The organism is Acidovorax sp. GW821-FHT11A03 (assembly GCF_058809075.1).
In genome coordinates this window covers 592,649-613,986 of the sequence record NZ_JBXASG010000001.1, presented here as the reverse complement: position 1 = coordinate 613,986, position 21,338 = coordinate 592,649, and the positions used below count along the sequence as shown (strand labels likewise).

Annotated in this window: 20 protein-coding genes and 1 pseudogene; 18 read left to right on the top strand and 3 right to left on the bottom strand. The window is 67.8% G+C overall.

All coding sequences use genetic code 11. The features are described from left to right. The first annotated feature begins 156 nt into the window (after positions 1-156). From AC1RVY_RS02825 to AC1RVY_RS02770, 12 genes and pseudogenes are all read left to right on the top strand, one after another. On the top strand, positions 157-2,340 hold the full coding sequence (locus tag AC1RVY_RS02825; RefSeq protein WP_369642447.1) for a TonB-dependent receptor: 2,184 nt from the start codon (positions 157-159) through the stop codon (positions 2,338-2,340). After that, positions 2,340-3,077: an ABC transporter ATP-binding protein gene (locus tag AC1RVY_RS02820; RefSeq protein ID WP_218338594.1), complete on the top strand. Its 738-nt coding sequence runs from the start codon at positions 2,340-2,342 to the stop codon at positions 3,075-3,077. The genes AC1RVY_RS02825 and AC1RVY_RS02820 overlap by 1 nt, the downstream gene beginning before the upstream one ends. Beyond that, complete coding sequence (locus AC1RVY_RS02815) at positions 3,074-4,477, top strand: DUF3526 domain-containing protein (RefSeq protein ID WP_369642448.1); 1,404 nt, start codon at positions 3,074-3,076, stop codon at positions 4,475-4,477. Before AC1RVY_RS02820 ends, AC1RVY_RS02815 begins: the two co-directional genes overlap by 4 nt. Positions 4,478-4,512: 35 nt before the next feature. Beyond that, positions 4,513-5,817, top strand: coding sequence for a DUF3526 domain-containing protein (locus AC1RVY_RS02810; RefSeq protein WP_369642449.1), 1,305 nt, complete (start codon positions 4,513-4,515; stop codon positions 5,815-5,817). Positions 5,818-5,915: 98 nt separating this feature from the next. After that, positions 5,916-6,038 (top strand): annotated as a pseudogene (locus tag AC1RVY_RS02805) (IS481 family transposase); the annotation flags it as partial. 340 nt (positions 6,039-6,378) lie between these two features. Further along, positions 6,379-8,001, top strand: coding sequence for a PAS domain-containing protein (locus AC1RVY_RS02800; RefSeq protein ID WP_369642450.1), 1,623 nt, complete (start codon positions 6,379-6,381; stop codon positions 7,999-8,001). A gap of 585 nt (positions 8,002-8,586) precedes the next feature. Further along, complete coding sequence (locus AC1RVY_RS02795; protein WP_218338590.1) at positions 8,587-9,288, top strand: IPTL-CTERM sorting domain-containing protein; 702 nt, start codon at positions 8,587-8,589, stop codon at positions 9,286-9,288. 77 nt (positions 9,289-9,365) lie between these two features. Beyond that, positions 9,366-9,764 (top strand): hypothetical protein, encoded by a 399-nt coding sequence (locus AC1RVY_RS02790; RefSeq protein WP_492805213.1) that lies wholly within the window; start codon positions 9,366-9,368, stop codon positions 9,762-9,764. A 171-nt stretch (positions 9,765-9,935) separates the two neighbouring features. Then, on the top strand, positions 9,936-10,652 hold the full coding sequence (locus AC1RVY_RS02785) for a response regulator transcription factor (protein ID WP_218295027.1): 717 nt from the start codon (positions 9,936-9,938) through the stop codon (positions 10,650-10,652). Continuing rightward, positions 10,649-12,019: a sensor histidine kinase gene (locus AC1RVY_RS02780; protein ID WP_492805212.1), complete on the top strand. Its 1,371-nt coding sequence runs from the start codon at positions 10,649-10,651 to the stop codon at positions 12,017-12,019. The genes AC1RVY_RS02785 and AC1RVY_RS02780 overlap by 4 nt, the downstream gene beginning before the upstream one ends. 139 nt (positions 12,020-12,158) lie before the next feature. After that, positions 12,159-13,232 (top strand): ABC transporter ATP-binding protein, encoded by a 1,074-nt coding sequence (locus AC1RVY_RS02775; protein ID WP_218338588.1) that lies wholly within the window; start codon positions 12,159-12,161, stop codon positions 13,230-13,232. Between the two features lie 7 nt (positions 13,233-13,239). Further along, positions 13,240-13,932, top strand: a complete 693-nt coding sequence (locus AC1RVY_RS02770; protein ID WP_218338587.1) for an HAD family hydrolase — start codon at positions 13,240-13,242, stop codon at positions 13,930-13,932. Between the two features lie 25 nt (positions 13,933-13,957). On the opposite strand, the gene AC1RVY_RS02765 is transcribed toward AC1RVY_RS02770, so the two are convergent. Then, complete coding sequence (locus AC1RVY_RS02765; protein WP_218295024.1) at positions 13,958-14,500, bottom strand: DUF1697 domain-containing protein; 543 nt, start codon at positions 14,498-14,500, stop codon at positions 13,958-13,960. 228 nt (positions 14,501-14,728) lie between these two features. Between AC1RVY_RS02765 and AC1RVY_RS02760 the strand changes: the two genes are divergently transcribed. Further along, a complete protein-coding gene (locus AC1RVY_RS02760) occupies positions 14,729-15,700 on the top strand; it encodes an AEC family transporter (RefSeq protein ID WP_218338586.1) in 972 nt (323 codons plus the stop codon). A gap of 33 nt (positions 15,701-15,733) precedes the next feature. Here the strand turns inward: AC1RVY_RS02760 and AC1RVY_RS02755 are convergent, their stop codons facing one another. Together AC1RVY_RS02755 and pdxH are read right to left on the bottom strand one after the other, a co-directional pair. After that, positions 15,734-16,129: a VOC family protein gene (locus AC1RVY_RS02755; RefSeq protein WP_218295022.1), complete on the bottom strand. Its 396-nt coding sequence runs from the start codon at positions 16,127-16,129 to the stop codon at positions 15,734-15,736. Positions 16,130-16,170: 41 nt separating this feature from the next. Then, positions 16,171-16,809 (bottom strand): pyridoxamine 5'-phosphate oxidase, encoded by a 639-nt coding sequence (gene pdxH, locus AC1RVY_RS02750; protein ID WP_218338585.1) that lies wholly within the window; start codon positions 16,807-16,809, stop codon positions 16,171-16,173. A 93-nt stretch (positions 16,810-16,902) separates the two neighbouring features. On the opposite strand from pdxH, the gene AC1RVY_RS02745 reads away from it, so the two are divergent. From AC1RVY_RS02745 to AC1RVY_RS02725, 5 genes are all read left to right on the top strand, one after another. After that, positions 16,903-17,475 carry a TetR/AcrR family transcriptional regulator gene (locus tag AC1RVY_RS02745; protein ID WP_192425053.1) on the top strand — a complete coding sequence of 191 codons (573 nt, stop codon included), beginning with the start codon at positions 16,903-16,905 and terminating at the stop codon, positions 17,473-17,475. A 182-nt stretch (positions 17,476-17,657) separates the two neighbouring features. Continuing rightward, on the top strand, positions 17,658-18,119 hold the full coding sequence (locus tag AC1RVY_RS02740; RefSeq protein WP_218338584.1) for a (2Fe-2S)-binding protein: 462 nt from the start codon (positions 17,658-17,660) through the stop codon (positions 18,117-18,119). Positions 18,120-18,134: 15 nt separating this feature from the next. Continuing rightward, positions 18,135-20,429: a xanthine dehydrogenase family protein molybdopterin-binding subunit gene (locus AC1RVY_RS02735; protein ID WP_218338583.1), complete on the top strand. Its 2,295-nt coding sequence runs from the start codon at positions 18,135-18,137 to the stop codon at positions 20,427-20,429. A gap of 38 nt (positions 20,430-20,467) precedes the next feature. Continuing rightward, complete coding sequence (locus AC1RVY_RS02730; RefSeq protein WP_492805207.1) at positions 20,468-20,626, top strand: hypothetical protein; 159 nt, start codon at positions 20,468-20,470, stop codon at positions 20,624-20,626. 36 nt (positions 20,627-20,662) lie between these two features. Then, on the top strand, positions 20,663-21,259 hold the full coding sequence (locus tag AC1RVY_RS02725) for a nucleotidyltransferase family protein (RefSeq protein ID WP_492805206.1): 597 nt from the start codon (positions 20,663-20,665) through the stop codon (positions 21,257-21,259). Positions 21,260-21,338 lie beyond the last annotated feature (79 nt).

Here is a 21,338-nt window from a genome sequence, read left to right as displayed (position 1 = left end):
TGGCCGCATTGAGCGGCCTGCCCAGCCCCATTCACTCACTCGCTCACGTACTTCCAAGCGCACTCTGACTGCCGCCGATCCCTCAGCGGTTGGGCAGCGCGTGCGCGCGCTCGTACTCGTGCCCGTACCCCAAATCGTCCGTTGACGAAACCCGCCATGAACCCAACCCGTTTTTCCCCTTCTCCATCGCGCAGCCGTGCTGCGCTCAACCGCAAGCCCGTTGCCAAGCTCACTGCTGCCGCACTGGCGGCGGCACTGGTGCCGTGGGCCCATGCACAGACATCACAGGAACCTGCCGCAGCTTCCGCATCAGAAGCAATCACCCAGCCCGCACGCGCTCTTGCGGCAGTGGACGTGCTGGGCACGACCGCCCCCGCCACGCGCACGCCCGGCGAACGCGCTGCCGTCACGCTCCAGCCAGGCGCACTCCCCGCAACGGTGCAGCAACTCAACCAGGACGACATTGCCAACACCAATGTTGGCCGCGATATTTCCAACATCTTTCGCCGCGTGCCCGGCGTGCTGGCCAACAACATCGACCAGGGCGAAACCGGCAACGGATTTCGCATGCGCGGGTTTGCCACCCAGGGCACGCACGGCGCCGATACCGCCGTGTATGTTGACGGTGTGCCGCAGAACATTCCGTCCAGCCAGGGTGGGGCAGGGCACGGCCCGGTGTTTCTGGAATGGCTCCACGCCGACCTGATCGACGGCGTGGACCTCATCAAAGGTCCTATCTCTGCCTTGTATGGCGACCAGAACCGCGCAGGCGCTGTTGACATCCGTACCCGCAACGGCGGCAGTGCCACGCCGTCTAGCGTCAGTATCAGCGCCGAGCGCCATGGCCTGCGCCGCAGTACCCTGGTGCTGTCCAGCACCATTCCCACCAGCTTTTCCACCATCGACTCGCTGTGGATGGCCGATGTGTACCACAACGATGGCTACCGCTATGCGTCCCGCACCGGCCGCGACACGTTGTTCTGGAAGCTGTCTACCCAGCACCAAGGCGCCCGCTACAGCCTGCGCGTGATGCGCTACGTGGCCGACTTTGATGCGCCTGGGTATCTGCTGCTGCCCGCGCTGGAAGCTGGGCTGGACCCACGCTCCACCCAATCGAACAACGCCGGCTTCGGGAATGCGCGGCGCACCAGCCTGGTGTTCAACCGCGCCCCGGCCGAAGGTGAGGCGGGATGGTATGCCACGGCCTATGCGGAAAGCCTTAATCGCAAACGCGGCATCACGGCCAACGCCACCAACCATACGGTGGGCGTGGACGACCGGGACATCTTTGGCGCGCGCGTGCTGCACAACACCACGTTTGGCAATGCCGCCATTGCCTTCGGCGCCGAGCTGCGCAAGGACCGTGGCGACGCCTACCGCCAGATCTACGTCAACCGCGCACCATCGGCCAACTACGTCAATGCGCAAGACCTGGACCTGCTGACCTACGGGCTGTTTGCGCAGGGCCAGTGGCGCGTGACCGATACCCTCAAACTGAGCGCCGGTGCGCGCTACGACCGGTTTGACTACGACATCGCCAACCTCAAGCTGCCCGCGGCCAGCACCGGCTACGACAAGGGCGTGTTCACGCCCAAGCTGGGCGCGTCGTGGTCGCTCACACCGCAGGTGGAGTTGTTTGCCAACGTGGCCGAAGGCATGCGGTCACCTTCGGCCGAGCAGATCAGCAGCAGCGGCGCCACCGGCCCGCTGGGTGCGACAGGCGGTGTCATCAGCCAGATCGCGCTTAGCAAGGTGCGTTCGTTCGACTTGGGCTTTACCGCATCGCCTGCCAGCGGCTGGACAGTGTCGGGCGTGGGGTACGCCATTCAGAATTCCGACGAAATCGTGGGTCAGGCCGATGGCTCTTTCAAATCGGTGGGCGAGACCACGCGCAAAGGGCTGGAGCTGGAAGCCCGCTGGCGCGCCAGCAGCGCCACCAGCGTGTACGCCAGCATCGGCAAGATCCTGGAGGCCAAGGTGGACAACCCGGCACCCAATACCGGTGCCAAGCTCACGGTGCCTGCCACGCAACTCAAGGCCGGGGCCCAGCACAAGCTGCGGCTGGGCGAAGGCCAGCTCACACTCAATGCAGATGCCTACCTGATCGCGGACATGCCGTACTACGTGGGCACGCCCGCCACGCAAGAGCGCACCATGCCTCTGTACACGCGCTATGACCTGCGCGCCACGTACGACTGGAAGCAGACGCAGCTGTCGCTGTACGCCACTTTCCAGCCCCACCGCTACGGCACCGAAATCGCCTACGGCAGTGCCGCAGGGCTGATGATGTCGCCCCTTCCCCGCAGCACGTTTGGCGCCACACTGCGCTACTTCTTCTGATGGAAGCGGCGGCCATTCTTGAGACCCGCGCCCTCACCATCCGACGGGGCGACCAGGTCTCGCTGCAGGCGCTCAACCTAGCGGTCACGGCGGGCAGCGTGTATGCGCTGCTGGGCGGCAACGGCGCGGGCAAAACCACCACGCTGAACGCGCTGCTGGGTTTTGTTCCCGCCGCGTCGGGCCAGGCACTGGTCAACGGGGTGGACGCCTCGCTGCAGCCGCAGCAGGCACGCGCTCACCTGGCGTATCTGCCCGAGAACGTGGCGCTGTACCCCTACCTGTCGGGGGTGGAGAACCTGCGCTACTTCTGCAAGCTGTCAGACATTGCACTCGACAGCGCGCAAGCGCACGACCTGCTCACAGCGTCGGGCCTGGCACCCGATGCACAGGGCCGCCGGGTTGGCGGGTATTCCAAGGGCATGCGGCAAAAGGTAGGCCTGGCGATTGCCAAAGCGCGCCGTGCCCGTGCCATGCTGCTGGACGAGCCCACCTCCGGGCTGGACCCTGCTGCTGCCAACGAGTTTGCGCAAAGCGTGCTCCAGGCCAAACAGGGCGGTATGGCCGTGCTGATGGCCACACACGACCTGTTCAATGCCATTCAGGTGGCTGACCGCATCGGCATCCTTCGCGAAGGGCGCCTGGTGGCGGAGTTTGCCGCGCACGACATCGCCCACAACGAGCTGGAGCGCATCTACCTGCAGCATGCGCGCGGCGTGGTGGAGGACACCGCACCATGATCGCATCCATCGCCGCCAAGGAGATGCGCGCGTTGCTGCGCGACGGGCGCTTGTCGGGACTCGGGCTGGTGCTGGTACTGCTGTTGGCGGCCGTGCTGGTGTCGGCCGTGCACCAGCGCCAGGTGGCAGAACAGGAGCGCCATCAGGTCGAGGCCGCCGCGCGTGCGCAGTGGGATCACCAGGGCGACCGCAACCCCCACCGTGCAGCGCACTTCGGGCTGTATGCGTTCAAGCCTCAACTGCCACTGGCCAGCGTAGACCCTGGCATCCATGCGCGCACCGGTCAGGCGCTGTGGCTGGAGCCGCACAAGCGCAACATGGCGCTGCACGCACCCGCCGCTGACGCCGCCCCGTCCATGGGCCTGGGCGACTTCACCCCGGCGTTTGTGCTGCTGGCGCTGGTGCCATTGCTGCTCGCCGTGCTGGGCCATGGCTCTGTCACGCAAGAACGGGAGCAGGGCACCCTGCGCATGCTGCATGCGTGTGGAATGCGCGGCGTGCCGCTGGTACTGGGCAAGTGGCTGGGGCTGTGTGCCAGCGTGGCCCTGGTGCTGGCACCCGCTGCGCTGGTTGCAGGCTGGCTGCTGGCTGCACGGCAGGGTGCGGCTGAGGCCGCAATGCTGCTGGCGGCGCTCGGTGCGTACTACGCCACCTGGGCGGCCGTCACGGTCGGGGTGTCGTCCAGGTGTCGCACTTCGCGCGGCGCGCTGCTGGTGTTGCTGGCGCTGTGGGTGGGCTGGGTGTTCATCGTGCCGCGCCTGGCGGCGTCCACGGTCGAGGCGCTGGCGCCACTGCCCACGGGCGAGGCGTTCTGGGCCGGTATCCAGCGCGACATTGACCAGGGCCTGCCGGGGGAGGGCAGCGCCGCCCAGCGCATGAAGGCGTTTGACGCACAACTGCTGGCCGACAACGGCGTGGCGCGCCTGGAAGACCTGCCCTTTGGCGCCAATGCCAAGCGCCGCCTGTTCAGGGATGCGTATGCCACCAAGGTGTACGCACTCCATTTCGGCCAGTTGTGGGACACGCAGGCACAGCAGCAATACCTGCTGCGATGGCTGACCGCCGTATCGCCCTACGCCCCGATGCGGGCCGCGACCAGCGCACTGGCGGGCACCGACCTGGCCCACCAGCAGCACTTTGAAGAAGCCGCCGAGCAATACCGCGAGCGCTTCACCACCCTGGTGGACGAATGGGACCTGCAAGCTACCCAGGGGGTCACTTCGTTCGAGAGCCGCTACGCAGGCAACGCGCTGTGGCAGGCGATTCCGGAATGGACTTACACACCACCCGGCATCGGCTTTGCGCTGCGCCACAGCGCCGCTGACTGGGCTGCCCTGGCGGCCTGGCTGCTGGCGGCCCTGACGGCACTCTGCCTGGGCGCCAGGAGGCTGAACCCTTGACGGCCCTTGTCACCACTACAACCACAACCCGTCGCATGCCATATCCACGCCTCATCCATTGGCAGGCCGAGGGCCTGCGCTTGTACCGCCAACCCGTGGCGTGGTGGGCGCTGGCTGCGCTTTTGCTGGTGCTGTTGGCCTCTGCCACCGTGGCGGGCCTGGACGCCCGAGCCTGGCGCCAAGCCGCAGCGCAGGACGAAACCGCATTCGCCGACAAACTGCACGCCCAGCAACTGCGCCTGCAGGCCAGCCCCGCACCCAGCGCGGCCAGTGCCACCGCCACCTACCAGCTGGGCCGCAGCGATCTGGGCGTCACCCGCATGCCGGTAGAGGCAGGCCTGGCGCTGGGCGTGCAGCGGCTGCAGGTCTTGCCGTCGCGCACCAAGGCGTCGCTGGACACCCGGCATGTCGATTCGCGCGACCCGGGTCCGCTGCGCAACCCTTTGCTCACGGACACCGGTTTGCCCGGCCTGCCAGCCATGGTGGCGCTGCTGCTGCCGCTGGTGGCCCTGGTGCTGTGCGCCGGGCTGCTGCAGGAAGAGCGTGAGCAGGGCCGGCTGGGCCTGCTGCGGGTGCAGTCGCACTACGGCATCGGCCCCATCCTGCTCGCCGCTCTGGGCTGGAGGCTGCTGGCGCTGTGGATGGTTGCGGTGGCAGCCACCATGCCGGCGCTGCTGCTGGACCCTGGCGCCACCGCTGCGGTCGCCTTGCAGTGGGCTGCCGCGCTGGGCGCGTTCTGCGCGTTGTGGGTGGCACTGGGCGGCATCTTGTCGTGCCTGCCCATCAGCGGCGCCACCAGCATACTGGCTGCGCTGGGGCTGTGGCTGGCGTTGACGTTTGCCGTGCCCGCGGGTCTGGTGTTGCTGGCGCAAAAAGCCGCGCCCCTGCCATCGCGCCTGTCAGCCGTGGTGGCCCTGCGCGACGCACAGCACCAGGCCGAGGACAACGAGCAGGCGCTGGCCGAAGCCTGGTACGACGAACACCCGCACATCCCCGCGCAACAGCCCGCTGCATGGCCCGCCAGCTTTGTAGTGCGCGTGCTGGACCAGGACGAAACGCTGCAGCCCTTGGTGGAACAGTTCCGCCAAAGCCGTGTACGGCAAGCCCAACAGGTGTCGGCATGGTCATGGCTGTCACCCGGCCTGGCGCTGGCGCTATATGGCGAACGGCTCGCCGGCACAGATGTGGACAGCCACACGCGCTACCAGCAGCAGGTGGACGCATTTGAGCAGCGGTGGAGAGCGTTCTTGGTGCCGCGCGTGATGAGCAAACAGGGAATGCGGGTCGAAGAACTGCGGCAGCTGCCTCGGTTTGAAGAACCACATGGCCGCCCTGGCTAGATGTGAGGATTCAATAGGTTGTATCCGGTGTTCATCCGGATTGGGTTTGAGAGACTGGAAGTCGCCAAACACCCAATCGACTCAGGACACCCAACCGAATGAACACCCATAAGCGCGCCCGACCTACGTTTGCCCGTCGCCTGGAGATGGTCCAGCAGATGACGCTGCAGGGCCTGAGCGCTGCACAAGCCGCTGCTGTACAAGGTGTCCGACCGCCCACAGCCAGTTCAGCAGCGGTGCGCCGTGGCAGTCGCACCCTCAAGGCCGACAACCGGACGGGTTGGCTGGCCTACGCACCTACATCCTTTGTCAAGACTGCCGTGCCGTTGGTAAGGCGCAATCTGACGGTGGGCGTGAACGTGGCGTTCTGACGGGCGATGCCGTCGTGATGTGCACGAGCGCCCGCAGGGGGAGGGCGTTGCTGGCTTGCACCCTATCGCTGCACCAAACCACCGAAACAACGGGGCCGCAAGTGCCATAAACCCGTGCCATACTTGATCTTACGTGGTTGATTTTGCTATCCGTTGGATGTATTTGCCCCCCTTTTTGCAACAGCCCTGCATGCCCACCACTCCCACGCCGTCCGCAAAGCTGCTGCAACTGTTACCCGAGGCGGTGGTGCAAACCGATGCGCTGTGGGAGATCACTTATCTGAATCCGGCGTGGCACAAGCTCACCGGCCATTCGGTGGCGGTGGCGCTTGGCAGGTCTTTGCTTGAATTCGTGCATCCCGACGACATCGGCACCATGCGCTCGGGCATGCCGGTGTTCCGCTTGCGCTTTGCCGACGCGGACTATCGCTGGGTGCGTCTGCAGCTCCACCCGGAGACGGATGCGGCGGATCGGGTGATCAGCCGCCAGGGTGTCCTGATCGAGATCACCGAGGTCACCGAGCAGGTGCTGGTGGAAATTCGCCAGCGCTTTCTGCGCTTGCTGGAAACCATTGATGGCGTGGTTTGGGAAGCTGAAATCGGCGTGGGCAATACCTTTCTGAGCCCGCAGGTCGAACGGTTGTTCGGCTACTCCGTGGAGGAGTGGCGGGCCGACCCCGGCTTCTGGCGGGCGCATGTGCATCCCGATGATCTGGAGGCGGCCTTGGTGATCGACGATGCCGCCTACAACGCCACGCACAGCCATGCCTACGAGATGAGCTACCGGCTGATTGCCAAGTCTGGCAAGGTGGTATGGGTGCGCGATCTGTGCCGTGCAGTGGTCGAGCCGGGGCGGCCGAACCGCATGATCGGCCTGATGATCGACGTCACCCAGCAGAAGAACACCGAACTCGAGTTGTTGCGCTCCGAAAACCGCTATTCGCTGGCGACGCGCGGATCCAATGACGGCATCTGGTATTGGGACTTGCGAACGGATGCCCTGCATGTGTCCGGGCGTTTTCTCCAGATCGTCGGGCTGGGTAGCGCCGATATTGTGCATAGCGGAGGCTGGCGCTTTCTTGAGCAGCTCATCGATCCCGAGGATCGCGGGCGCGTGCAGGAGGCCTACCGCAGGCACCTATCGGGGAACAGCCCGAACTTTTCGGTGGATTTCCGCGCGTTCCACGGGGCGGGGCGGCTGGTGTGGGTCAATTGGCGCGGGCTCGCCGAGTTCGAAGACGGCGTTGCGGTGCGCATGGCGGGCTCCTTGAGCGATCTGGCCGAACGTGGCAGTTCCTACGATGCGCTGACCAACTTGCCCGGCCGGCCATTGTTCCGCGATCGCCTCGCTCATCTCATCGCGCTGCACCAAAACGAGGTGGCGAACGGTGGTGGCATGCCGACACGCGATGGAGCCACGATGTTCGCCGTGCTGCTGCTGGATCTCAACAGTTTCAAGGCCGTCAATGACAGCTACGGGCACCACGTGGGCGACCAGCTATTGCAACAGGTGGCACGGCGGCTCGAATCCTGCGTGCGGACGGGGGATCTGGTCGCCCGCATGGGTGGTGACGAGTTCAATGTGCTGCTGGAGTCCATTGATCCCGCTGAAGCCAGCCAACGCGCGGAGCAGATTGCCGCCGCCCTGGAAGTGCCTTACGTGATTGGCAGGCACACCGTGATCAGTGGTGCGAGTATCGGATTGGCCAGCAGCGCATCCACGCTGGCGACGGTCGACGACTACCTGCGCGCTGCAGACACCGCCATGTACCGGGCCAAAAGTCAGTCATTGGGCGTGTGCGTGTTTCCATAAAGCGTGTCGGGGACAATTGCCTGCGAGGCTGTCGCATGGCTTGCCTTCCTCATCCCCTTCTGGTTTTCGGTGGTTTCGCTGGGGTGCTTCCAGTGTGGAACCAGGGGGGGTTACTGCTGGTCGATGTGCTGCCTCCGATGGAGGCCGGCAATCGAACATGTTTTTGGACTTCTGCGCCTGTTCATCAAGCGCTGGCAGCTATCGTAAATATAGCAATCGATGACATCCCGGCCTCGCGTTGACCGTGGCAGGCCTTGACGGATGGGGCACGCTTGGCGCCAGCCAACCCAAGGGGCCTTGCCTTGATCAGGACGAAAAACAGGCTCTCCAGAGCTTGGCGCGCTGGCACCTGAACACCAGCACGTCAGCGACGAATTCAAAGATGCCGGTTAGAAGACCGGTCACGGTGCCTGGAGCAAAGGCGGGTCAAGCGGGATACGCCGGGCCCGGATCCAGGGCGCAAACGCGCGGCCCGCACGGGTAACATGCTGAGGCGCCGAGGCTGGCATGGGCGGCGCTTGGCGCAGTCAAGGGGGACCCAGTGCCCGGGACGGCGCAACGTGCTCACCAACCGTGGAAACCAAAATGTTCAAAAAGATCGTCTGGAAGTGGCTGGGATCGCTTGCTTGTTTGCTGGGCGCAGCGGGGGCGGCTCAAGCGCAGTCCACCACCTACGTGGCCACCGCGGCGGGCAACTACACGGGTTTCACAAACTTCACGGTGTGCGGCACGCCACCGTGCCAGAACTTCACCACGGCGATGAACACGTCTGGCTCGTTCACGACCACCGCGCCGCTGGCCGCCAACCTGGCGTCTGCACAGTTGGGCGCCTTGGTCTCGGCCTTCAGTTTTTCAGATGGCCTCACCACGTACACCCATGCAGACCCGAACGTCCGGGTCTGGAACTTCCGCGTCACGACCGATGCGAGCGGCGCGATCACGGGTGTGAACATTCTGATCCAGCGCTGGATTTCTGGCACGGCTCCCCACGGCATCGGTGACCGGTTTTCCTTCTTTGAGACCAGCACCACATCAGCAAGGCACAACATGTTCTGCAGCGGGATCGCCGTTTCCACCGCAGGCGTGGCAGATTCATGCGGCTTCGCCGGCAGCGATACCAGCACCTCTTCTGCAATCCCTGTTTCGCTGGTGTGGTCTGCCGCGGTGGCGGCTTCTTCCATACCAACCCTTTCCGAGTGGGCGTTGATGGCCATGGCGGTGTGGATGGCCATGGTGGCCTTCCAGCGGCTGCAGCGCCGTGACGGCAAGCGCCACGGGCAGCGCTGACGTCACCGGCCTGCCAGCTCAAGCTGCCGCCCGCGCACGCCGCACCATTCCGCCAACCCCTTGCGCGAGGTGCCCGGTTGCTGGATTTCATCTTCGTGCTGCCCACGTTCGTCCGGGCCTGCGGGCCGATTCAGGCCACTGCCGAAGGTGCCCGGCAGGCCTTCTTTTCTTTCGGAACGCAGATGAACCGCGAAGCACTTCATGGGCTGCTGGTGAACACGCTGGGGCTGGTGCCCCAGCCGTTGGCGAACGCCGTGTCGTGCACCTACTTTCACCAGAAGGTGGAACGGCATCCGGCGCGCAGCACCCGGGTGTTCCGCGTCCTCTTCGATGCCGGCGGGGAGCCCGACCGCATCCAGCTGTGCGCGTCCTCCGACAGCAACAACACGGTGCTGATCGGCCGCCCGTTCAGCGCCCGGGCTTTGACGGAACTGGCGGTTCAGGAAATAAGGCGGATCGAGGCGCGGACGGCCTAGAGAAGGGACAGGGCGCGGCGGGCAGCACAGGCCCTTGTGCGGGCTGGCGGGGTTTCACCCACCGTGGGCCGCGCCCGCCCGCGCCGCGCTCCGCACGCTTTCGACTTGCTTTCACCCGGCCTCCGTAAAAGCACAGTGGCCGGCCCCCCGGCGGGAGGGCATGATCGCGGGATGAAACTGCTGTTGGTGGAGGACGATTTTGACCTGGCCGGCGCCCTGAGCCGCAGCCTGGTGGCGCGCGGCTTCGAGGTGCTGTGCTGCGCGGATGGCAAGGAGGCCCTGGCCGCGGCGCGGCGCACGGCCTTCGACGTGATCACGCTCGACCTGTCGCTGCCGGGCCTGGACGGCCTGGAGGTGCTGCGGCGCCTGCGCGACGGCGGCAGCACCACGCCCGTGCTGGCGCTGACGGCCCGCGCCGCGGTGACCGACCGCGTGGCCGGGCTGGAGGCCGGGGCCGACGACTACCTGGCCAAGCCCTTCGACCTGGACGAGCTGGTGGCGCGCCTGCGGGCCCTGACGCGGCGGGTGGGGCGCGACGGGCAGCTGCGCTGCGGGGCGCTCTACCGCGACCCGGCCAGCGGCGTGTTCTACAACGAGGCGCTGCCGCTGGACCTGTCGCAGCGCGAAGCCGAGCTGCTGCGGCTCCTGATGTCGCGCATCGACCGCGTGGTGAGCAAGGAAGAGCTGCGCACGCAGGTGTTCGCCGACACGGGCGAGCAGGTGCAGGCCGACGCGGTGGAGGTGGTGGTGCACCGCCTGCGCAAGAAATTGGTGGGCACCAATGCCGAGATCGTGACCCTGCGCGGCGTGGGCTACCTGCTGTGCGACGCCGACAGCATGGCCGCGCAAAAGGGCGACAAATCGGACAAGGGCGGGGTACCCCGGTGAGTGTGCGCACGTGGTGGCGGCCGTGGCGCCCCCGGGGCGGTTCGCTGCACCGGCTGCTGCTGGTGTGGCTGCTGGTTCCACTGTGGGCGCTGGTGGCGCTGATCACCCTGGTGCAGGTGGCACAGCAGGTGCGGCACGATGCCGCCGCGCAGGACGAGGCACTGCGCGCGGCGCTGGCGGACTGGCCCGTGGCGCCGCCCGACACACTGCCCACGGCGCATGGCTCCACGCCGGTCTGGTATCGCGAAAGCAACCTGGATGGCGAGCGCCTGGCCGGCAGCGCCGCCCTGCCGCGCGTGCCCCCCGCCGAAGCCGCGCTGGGCCCGGGCAATGTGCATTTCTACCTGGCGCAGGCCGGGGACCAGCTGGTGCGCGTGGGGGTCACGCTGCACCCGCCCCCGGTGGCGCAAGGAGGGCAGGGCGCCGCCCCCATGGTGGTGCGCCAGGTGGCCCGCCCCTGGAGCGAACGCGCGCCCCGGCTGCCCAGCCTGGCCGTCGGCGGGGCGGGCGTGGGCGGGATGTACCTGCTGGCGCTGGCCATGACGGCCATGGTGGTGGTGGTGGCGCGCGTGGCATCGGGCTGGCTGCTCCATGCCGATGTGTCGCTCACCCGGCCGGGCGCCGGGAACCCGGGCCACGGTGACGAAGGCCCCTCGGAGCTGGCGCCCGCCGTGCGGCACTTTGGCGAGCTGCAGCAAAGCCAGAGCCGCTGGATCGACGAGCAGCGGCGCTTTCTGGCCGATGCCACGCACCAGCTGCGCACCCCCATGGCGGTGCTGCGAACGCAGCTGCAGTCGGCCATTTCCGGCGACGTGCTGGTCGCCGATGCGCTGCACCAGATGTTGCACACGGTGGACCGGGCCTCCGGCCTGGCCAACCAGCTGCTGAGCCTGAGCAAGGTGGAGCAGCTCAAGCGTGTGGGCGAGCTGCCCAGCGTGGACCTGAACGCCATCGCGCGCGAGGCCGTCATGGAGCTGGCGCCGCTGATCGCCGCCAAGCGCCTGGATTTCGCGCTCGAGGGCCCCGAGGCGCTGTGGGCCCCCGGCGACGCCGCCCTGCTGGGCGAGCTCATGCGCAACCTGCTGGCCAACGCCATCCACCACACGCCCGCGCACGGGCGGCTGGGCGTGCTGCTGCGCGACAGCACTGGCCACAAGGAGGTGCTGGTGTGGGACGAAGGCCCGGGCATCGACGACGCCGTGCGCCAGCGGCTGTTCCAGCCGTTTTCCGCCGGCAAGGGCGGCGTGGGCCTGGGGCTGTCGATCTGCCGCCAGATCGCCGAGGCCATGGGCGCCGAGGTCACGCTGTTCAACCGCCTCGACCAGGGCCAGGTCATCGGCGTGGACGCCCTGCTGGCCTGGGGCTGAGCGCATGCCGTCCCCCCATGCCGGCTTTCGGTTTTTTTCACCCACCAGTCCCGGACCTGGCATCGCATCCCGGCAAAGTGCTCGCGCGGCTCCAGCAGGACTTTGAACAGGCTTTCGGACACCTTCACGCATGCCCACCATGACGAACCCCGATTCCCACGGCATTGAATTCCAGGGCGTGAGCAAGCGCTATGGCCCCGGCAGCCATGACCCGCTGGCCGTGGACCACATCAGCTTCACCGTGCCGCGCGGCACGCTCACCACCATCCTGGGCCCTTCGGGCTGCGGCAAGACGACCACGCTGCGCATGATCGCCGGGCTCGAGTCCCCGACCTCGGGGCGCATCCTCATCGAAGGCCAGGATGTGACCGCCCTCGGCCCCGCGCAGCGCAATGTGAGCCTGGTGTTCCAGAGCTATGCGCTGTTTCCGCACATGAACGTCATCGACAACGTGTGCTATGGCCTCGCCATGTCGGACATGAAGAAGGGGCCGGCCCGCGAGAAGGCGCGCGCCATGCTCGACACCGTGGGCCTGCACGGCCTGGACCTGCGCAGGCCCCACGAGCTCTCGGGCGGGCAGCAGCAGCGCGTGGCGCTGGCCCGGGCGCTGGCGCTGGAGCCGGCGGTGCTGCTGTTCGACGAGCCGCTGTCCAACCTGGACGCACGCCTGCGGCGCTCCATGCGCGAGGAAATCCGCACGCTGCAGCAGCGCCTGCGGCTGACGGTGGCCTACGTCACCCACGACCAGAGCGAGGCCCTGGCGGTCAGCGACCAGATCGTGGTGATGAACAAGGGCGCCATCGCCCAGCGCGGCGCGCCCAGCGAGCTGTACGAGCAGCCCGCGTCCGAGTTCGTGGCGGGCTTCATGGGCGAGGCCATGCTGTTCGAGGGCTGCAACCACGCCGGCGGCCCGGCGGGCGCCAGCCATGCCGAGTTCGGCCCGCTGCGCGTGCCGTCTCCCGCCTCGCTGGCCTCTGGCCCAGTGAAGATCGCGGTGCGGCCCGAGGCCTGGGTCATCGGGCCCGCCACCGCCACCGGCGTGGCCGCGCGGCTGACCAAGCGCACCTACCTGGGCAGCATCATGGAGTACACCTTCGCCAGCGCGCTGGGCGAGATTTTCGTGGTCTCGCCCCTGGTGAAGTCGCCCTTGGACGTGGGCGCCCCCGTGAGCCTGACGCTGGCGGACCACGGGGTGTCCGTGGTGGCGGGGTGAGCGCACGATGGAGCACTGCGCCGTAGCGATTTTCGATCTGGACAACTGCCTGCTCGACGCACGGGCCGTGGGGCCGCTGTTCGAGCCCGCGTTCGAGGCCATCCGGCAGGCCAACCAGGGCGCGCTGGCCCCCGCCATGCTGGAGCAGGCCCTGTACCAATGCTGGTTCACGGCGTTTGACCTGGTGGCCGAGCGCTACCGCTTCACCCCGGCCATGCGCGCGGCGGGCTGGCGGCAGTTCAGCCAATTGCAGGTGCGCGCCCCGCTGCACGGCTACCCCGACATCGGCCTGCTGCCGCGCATTCCCCTGCGGCGCTACCTGGTCACCAGCGGCTTTCGGCGCCTGCAGGACAGCAAGATCGACGCCCTGGGCATCCGGCCCTGGTTTGAACAGGTGTTCATCGACGCGGTGGACGACCGCCCGGCGAGCGATGGCGCACCGCACGGCAAGCAGCCGATTTTCGAGCAGATCCTGGCGCGCGAAGGCTGCGCCCCCCGGCACGCGCTGGTGATCGGCGACAACCCCTTGTCCGAACTCGCGGCCGGGCGCGCGCTGGGGGCCACCACCGTGCAGACCGTGCGGCACGGCGTGCGGCCCTGGGAGCTGGCCGACCACCAGGTGCAGGGGCTGGAGGGCGTGCTGCAGCTGCTGTCGCCGCCCGGCCCGCCGCACACGGGCGAAGGGCCGGCAAGGGCCTGAGCGCGGGCGCGGGCCCCTGGCCTTGTCAGCCGTGCTTGCGCACCAGCCGGGCCACCGTGCCCCAGGTGCGCGTGGTGGCCGGCAGGCCGAGCTGCTGCTCGGCAAAGACGTTCGGGTTTCCCATGGTCTTGCCGACAAGGTGGTTGTACGACAGGGCCTCGGAGCCGGTGTAGAGCAGCACGCGCACGTCCTCGCGGGCATTGCGGGTGGGCAACGGGGGCAGCAGCTTCGCGCCGTCGTGCAGGAAGGTCACGTAGAAGTCGTAGATGGGCGGCGCCTTGGCCATGCCCTCGAACGGATCGCGCGCCAGCAGCGTGTGCAGATAGGCCATGCTGCGCAGAAACACGGGTTCATCGAATCCATGCCCGCCGCGCAGCGACCGCTGCACCGTGCGGACAATCCCCTGCGCGGGCCGCACGCCGCGCGCGCTGAAGGCGACCGTGCCATTGGTCTGGAACGAGGCGGCCTCATCGGCGCCAGCTTGCAAGAACGCGCTTTCCAGTGCCATGCGCGACGGTGCATGGCCATGGCCGAGGTTCAGGTTGCGGAAGAAGGCGGCGAACTTCATGGACGCAGGGGGCAGGGCGGTGTTCCAGAATACAGGAGGGCGCCAGGCCCGGCGGGCGGGTCCGCGCAGACGGACGCTGCCTTGCACGCGCATTGAATCAGGCCAAAATGCCATCTGGCGCTGTATCCGCCTGCGCCGCCAGCTATCGAAAATATAGCACCCCGGAGCCAGGGCCCCGCCGGCCAGGCGCACAATACGCGCCCACCTGTCCGCCGTTGGTTTCTGATCTTGAACTCCGCCGTCTTCACCTCGCTGATCCCCGTCATCCTGTTCATCGCCCTCGGCTTCTACGTGGGGCAGCGCGGCTGGATACGGGCGGCCGCGGTGAAGGACCTGGCCAACCTGGTGTTCATGGTGCTCACGCCCGCGCTGCTGTTCCGCACCATGAGCACGGTGCGCATCCAGGACCTCGACTTCGGCCCCGTGGGCATCTACTTCGTGGCGTTTGGCATCGTGTATGCGGCCACGCTGGCGCTGCAGGGCTTCAACACCCTGGCGGCGGCGCGGGCCCTGGCCAACACCTTCAGCAACACGCTCATGATCGGCGTGCCGCTGGTGGGCCTGGTGTTTGGCGACGCGGGCCTGGTCACGCTGTTCACGCTGATCTCGGTGCACTCGCTGATCCTGCTGACCGCCGCCACCGTGGTGTTCGAACTCGCGGCGGCGCGCGAGCATGCGGCCGCGGACGGCGGCGGTGGCGGGGCGCACCAGCCCCTGTGGCGCACGGTGCTGCAGGCCATGCGCAACGGCATCGTGCACCCCGTGCCGCTGCCCATCATCGCGGGCCTGCTGTTCGCGCAGACCGGGCTGGTGGTGCCGCAGGTGGTGGACAAGCCCCTGCTGCTGCTGGGCCAGGCCCTGGGGCCCATCGCGCTGCTGCTGGTGGGCGTGACGCTCGCCTTCACCAGGGTGGGACGCCATTTCAAGGCCGCGATGCGCATCGCCCTGGTCAAGTGCGTGGCGCACCCCCTCGTGCTGGCCGCGCTGGGCTGGGCGCTGGGCCTGTCGGGCCTGCCGCTGGCCGTGATGATCGTGGCGGCCTCGCTGCCCGTGGGCGCCAACGTGTTTCTGTTCGCGCAGCGCTATGGCGTGGCCGAGGACGAGGTGACGGCGAGCGTGGCGGTGTCCACCGCGCTGGGCCTGGTGACGATGCCGGTGGTGATCCTGGCGGTGACGCGCTGGGTGGTGGCAGCGCCGTAGACGCGGCCTGCGAAGGCGATCGGGCGCGGTGGCTCAGGCGTCCCCGGGGACGTGGCAGGCCACGCAGAGCTTGTTGCCGTCGGGATCCCGGAAATACGCGCCGTAGTAGTGGGCGTGGTACTGCGGGCGCAGGCCCGGCGGGCCGTCGCAATGGCCGCCGTGGGCCAAGGCCGCGGCGTGCACGGCATCCACCTGCGCGCGGCTGCGGGCGGCAAAAGCCGTCATCTGGCCATTGCCCGGCGCGTGCGCGCCTTCAAAGGCGATGCCGATGAGAAAGAGGGGGCGGGGGTCGGGGCTGCTCTGCCAGCCGGCCCAGGGGCGGGATGGGTCTACAAAGCGCTGCGCGACGCCCAGGGCGGCCATCAGCGGCTGGTAGAAGGCCAGGGCGCGGTCGAAATCCGTCACGCCCACGAAGATGTGCGAAAACATGCTGCTCCTTGTCGGTGCTGGTGCCGCCGGGCAGGAAACGTTCAGGGCGCCAGGCGCTCCCGCACCCACTCCCCCGCATCCATCCGATACCGCAGCCGGTCATGCAGGCGGCTCTTGCGCCCCTGCCAGAACTCCCACTGGTCCGGCTTCAGGCGGTACCCGCCCCAGTGCGGCGGGCGGGGTGGTTTCAGCAAGAACTGCGCGCCGTACCTGGCGGCATTGGCCACCAGCACGCCCCGGCCGGAGATCACCTGGCTTTGCGGGCTGGCCCAGGCCCCGATGCGCGAGTCGAGCGGACGGCTGTTGAAATACGCGTCGCTTTCTTCGTCGCTGACTTTCTCCACAATGCCTTCGATGCGCACCACGCGTTCCAGCTCCACCCAGTGGAACTGCACGGCCGCATAGGGATTGCCCGCGATCTGGCGGCCCTTGCGGCTGTCATAGTTGGTGAACCAGACGATGCCGCGCTCGTCGTAGCCCTTGATGAGCACGATGCGGGTGCTGGGGCGCATGTCGCTGCCCACGGTGGCCAGGGTCATGGCGTTGGGCTCGGGCACTTCGGCGCTGATGGCTTCCTGGAGCCACTGGTCAAACTGCTGCAGGGGGGCGGCGTGCGAGGCGTCTTCGTTGAGTTCGGCGCGCTCGTAGCTCTTGCGAAGGTCGGCGATGGAGGTGGTCATGGGCACGATTGTGCACGCCGGTTTTGTGACGTCGCGGGGCCTTCCGTGGCCCCGGTTGTTGCCGAATGGATATTCGCTTATATTGGCACACCGATGAAACCCAAAGACGACGAAAAACAGCGCGCCATTGCCCAGGCCACCTTCGAGCTGGTGGCCCAGACAGGCCTGAGCGGCCTGACCCTGGCCGACATCGCCCGCGCGGCGGGCATTGCCACCAGCACGCTGTATGTGTATTACCCGTCCAAGGATGAACTCATCAGCCAGCTCTACCAGGATGCCAAGACGGTCACGGCCGCCCGCATCATGGAAGGCATCGCGCCCGGCATGCCCTACCGCGCCCGCGTGCGGCGTGCTTGGGGCAACCTGCTGCGGCACCGGCTGGACCAATATGCCGAAGTGGTGTTCCAGGAGCAGTACTACAACTCGCCCTGGTTCACCGAGGGCAACCGCGAATTCTCGACCCGCCTGATGGCCGGTTTTTTTGCGCTCATGGAAGAGGGCCAGCAGCAGGAGATATTGAAGGCCGTGCCGATACCGCTGCTCACCGCCAGCCTGGTGGGGTCGGTGCGCGAGACGGGCAACCTGATCCGCACCAAGGTGCTGCCCGACGAAGACGCCGTGCACCAGATGGCTTTTGGGCTGTGCTGGGACGCCTTGAAGGCCTGAGCGGGAGACAGCGATGCTTTTTTGCCGCCCGGGGTTGATCTTTTAATCGAATTTATATTCTCTTAAAAATGCCTTGCACCACGCTCCAACCCCTTCATGGCCGATGGCGTCGCTGACGCCGCCCCCTGTCTCCTTGACCGCGCCCGCAACACAACAACACCTTCCCCACGGAGAACCCCGCGATGCCCACCCTCAACATCAATGGCAAAAACACGGCTGTGGATGCCGATGAATCCACCCCCATCCTCTGGGCCCTGCGCGACACGCTGGGCATGACCGGCACCAAGTTCGGCTGCGGCCAGGCCTTGTGCGGGGCCTGCACGGTGCACCTGAACGGCGCGCCGGTGCGCTCGTGCATCACGCCGATCTCGGCCGCTGCGGGGCAGAAGATCACCACCATCGAGGCCGTCACGGCCAGCGACAAGGTGGGCAAGGCCGTGCACGCCGCCTGGGTGAAACACGACGTGGCGCAATGCGGCTACTGCCAGAGCGGCCAGATCATGAGCGCCACCGCCTTGCTCAAGGGCAAGAAGAAGCCGAGCGACGCCGACATCGACGCCGCCATGTCGGGCAATGTGTGCCGCTGCGGCACCTATGTGCGCATTCGCGCGGCCATCCATGACGCTGCCAAGACCCTGGCTTGATTGAAGGAGAACACCATGCACTTCGACGCACAGGCCCTGCAGGGCCAGGCCCATGTTTTCATGCCAAAACACCTTCTGGCGCTTATGGATAAAGCGCAAGCAGCTACCAATTCAGGAGTAAACGATGCAATGGAAGGCATCGGAGGTCTCGCACGGCGCACCTTCCTCAAGGTGTCGGCGGCTTCGGGCTTTGCCCTGGGCGCGTTTCCGCTGGTGGCCACAGCGCAGGGCGCCGGGGCCGCCGCCGCACCCGCAGGCCTCAAGCCGTTCGAGCAGCCTTCAGCCTTTGTCCGCATCGACGCCGATGGCACGGTCACCGTCACCATCAACCGCCTGGACTTTGGCCAGGGCGTGCAGACAGGCCTGCCCATGATCCTGGCCGAGGAGCTGGACGCCGACTGGAGCAAGGTGCGCAGCGTGCACGGCGATGCCAACCAGGCCTATGCCGACCCGATGATGGGCATGCACCTCACGGGCGGCTCCAACTCCATCAAGAACTCGTACACCCAGTACCGCGAGCTGGGCGCCCGCACCCGCGCCATGCTGGTCTCGGCCGCCGCGGCGCAGTGGGGCGTGGATGCCTCGGCACTGCGCGCCAGCAATGGCTTCGTCGTCGGCCCTGGCGGCAAGAAGCTGGGCTACGGCGCGCTGGCCGAAGCGGCCATGAAGCAGCCCGTGCCCGAAAAGGTCACCCTGAAGGACCCCAAGCAGTTCCGCCTCATCGGCAAGCCCACCGGGCGGCTCGATGCCAAGGCCAAGTCGAGCGGCCAGCAGGACTACGGCATCGACGTGCGCCTGCCCGGCATGCTGACGGCCGTGGTGGCCCGCCCGCCCGTGTTTGGCGCCAAGCTGAAGTCGCTGGACGACAGCGCCGCCAAGGCCATCAAGGGCGTGAAGGCCGTGCTGCGCGTGCCCACCGACCGGGGCGGCGAGGGCGTGGCCATCGTGGCCGATGGTTACTGGCCCGCCAAGCAGGGGCGCGACGCCCTCAAGGTGGAATGGGACACCAGCGCGGTGGGCAAGCCCGACACCACGGCACTGCTGGCGCAGTACCGCGAACTGGCCGCCAAGCCCGGCAACGTGGCCATGCAGGCCGACATGGCGCCGCTGGCGGGTGCGGCCCACAAGATCAGCGCCGAGTTCGTCTTCCCGTATCTGGCGCACGCGCCCATGGAACCGCTCAACTGCACGGTGAAGCTCGATGGCGATAAGGCCGAGCTATGGATGGGCACGCAGATGCCCGGCCTGGACGCGATGGCCGCCGCCAAGACGCTGGGCCTGCAGCCGCAGAACGTCAAGGTCCACACCCAGATGGCCGGTGGTGGCTTTGGCCGCCGCGCCATTCCCACCAGCGACTACGTGGTGGAGGCCTGCGGCGTGGCCAAGGCCGCGCGCACGGCGGGCATCACCGCCCCGGTGCGCACCCTGTGGAGCCGCGAGGACGACATCAAGGGCGGCTACTACCGCCCCATGCACGTGCACCGCGCCGAAATCGGGTTCGACGCACAGGGCAAGATCCTGGCGTGGGACCACACCATCGTGGGCCAGTCCATCACCAAGGGCTCGCCGTTCGAGGCCTTCATGGTCAAGAACGGTATCGACGCCACAACCACCGAAGGCATGGGCGAGCCGTACAACGTGCCCATGAAGCTGTCGGTGCACCACCCCGACGTGAACGTGCCCGTGCTGTGGTGGCGCAGCGTGGGCTCCACCCACACGGCCTACGCCATGGAAACCCTCATCGACGAAGTAGCGCGCACCACGAAGCAAGACCCCGTGGCCTACCGCATGGCCCTGATGGGCGACAAGCACCCGCGCCACAAGGCCGCGCTGCAGCTGGCCGTGGCCCAGTCGGGCTACGGCAGGAAGAAGCTGGCCGCTGGCCGCGCCTGGGGCGTGGCGGTGCATGAGTCGTTCGAGTCGGTGGTGGCCTATGTGGTCGAGGCGTCCGTCAAGGACGGCACGCCCAAGCTGCACAGCATCACGGCCGGCGTGCACTGCAACCTGGTGGTCAACCCCAAGAGCGTGGAAGCCCAGGTGCAGGGCGCGGCGCTGATGGGCCTGTCGATGTGCCTGCCCGGCGGCGCCATCACGCTCAAGGACGGCGTGGTGGAACAAAGCAACTTTGGCGACTTTGCCGTGCCGCGCATCACCGACATGCCGCAGGTGACGGTGCACATCGTGCCCAGTGCCGACCCACCCAAGGGCATGGGCGAGCCCGGCCTGCCACCGCTGGCACCGGCGTTCGCCAACGCCATCGCGCAACTCACGGGCAAGACCCCGCGCGAGCTGCCGTTCAAGCTGGCCTGACGGCGTTGGCGCCCGGGGAGGGCAGGGAAGGAGGGGGCATGCCATCACCGGCACGCGCCCTGCTGCAGGCGTCCCCGGCGGGCCGCCCCGCGCTGGCGCACGAGATGGCGGCGCCAGTGCTGTTCCTGCAGTCGGGCGTCGCCAGCTTCATCCGCGTCCACCACCTGGTGGTGGACGGCGGCTCTACGCTGGCCTGAGGCGCGCGGCGGCCGCGTTGCCGTAGCATGCTGGCGATGTCCACCCCGTACCTCGCCGATACCCCCCCCATGAAGCCGGACGGGCCGCCGGCGCCCGTCGTGCTGGTGCTGGCCTCCGGCCGGGGCGCGCGTTTCGCGGCCTCCGGCGGCCAGGTGCACAAGCTGCGCGCGCTGCTGGCCGGGCTGCCGGTGCTGGAGCACACCCTGAACGCCGTGCGCGCCAGCGGGCTCGCCTGGCACCTCGAGGACGCGGGCCATCCAGGCATGGGCGATTCGATCGCGGCGGCCGTGCGCGCCACGGCGGGGGCGGGCGGCTGGCTGGTGCTGCCCGGCGACCTGCCGCTGGTCCAGCCCGCGACGCTGCGCACCATGGCGGCGGCCCTGGGGCGCTGCGCGGTGGCCATTCCGCTGTTCCACGGAGAGCGCGGCCATCCGGTGGCTTTTGCCGCGCCGTGCCTGCCGGATCTGCTGGCGCTCTCCGGCGAACAGGGCGCTGCCGGCGTGGTGCGCCAGCAGGCGCTGCGGGGCGGGGTCCGGACCGTGGACGTGCAGGACGAAGGCACGGTGACGGACATCGACACGGTGCAGGACCTCGCGCGGGCCGAGCGCATCCTGGCCGCGCGCCGGGCCTGACACCCGCAAAGGAAACGACCCGCTGGCCGAGGTCGCGGCGAGCGGGTCGTGTGCCGGACGCGCCCTGCCGGCGCGCCGT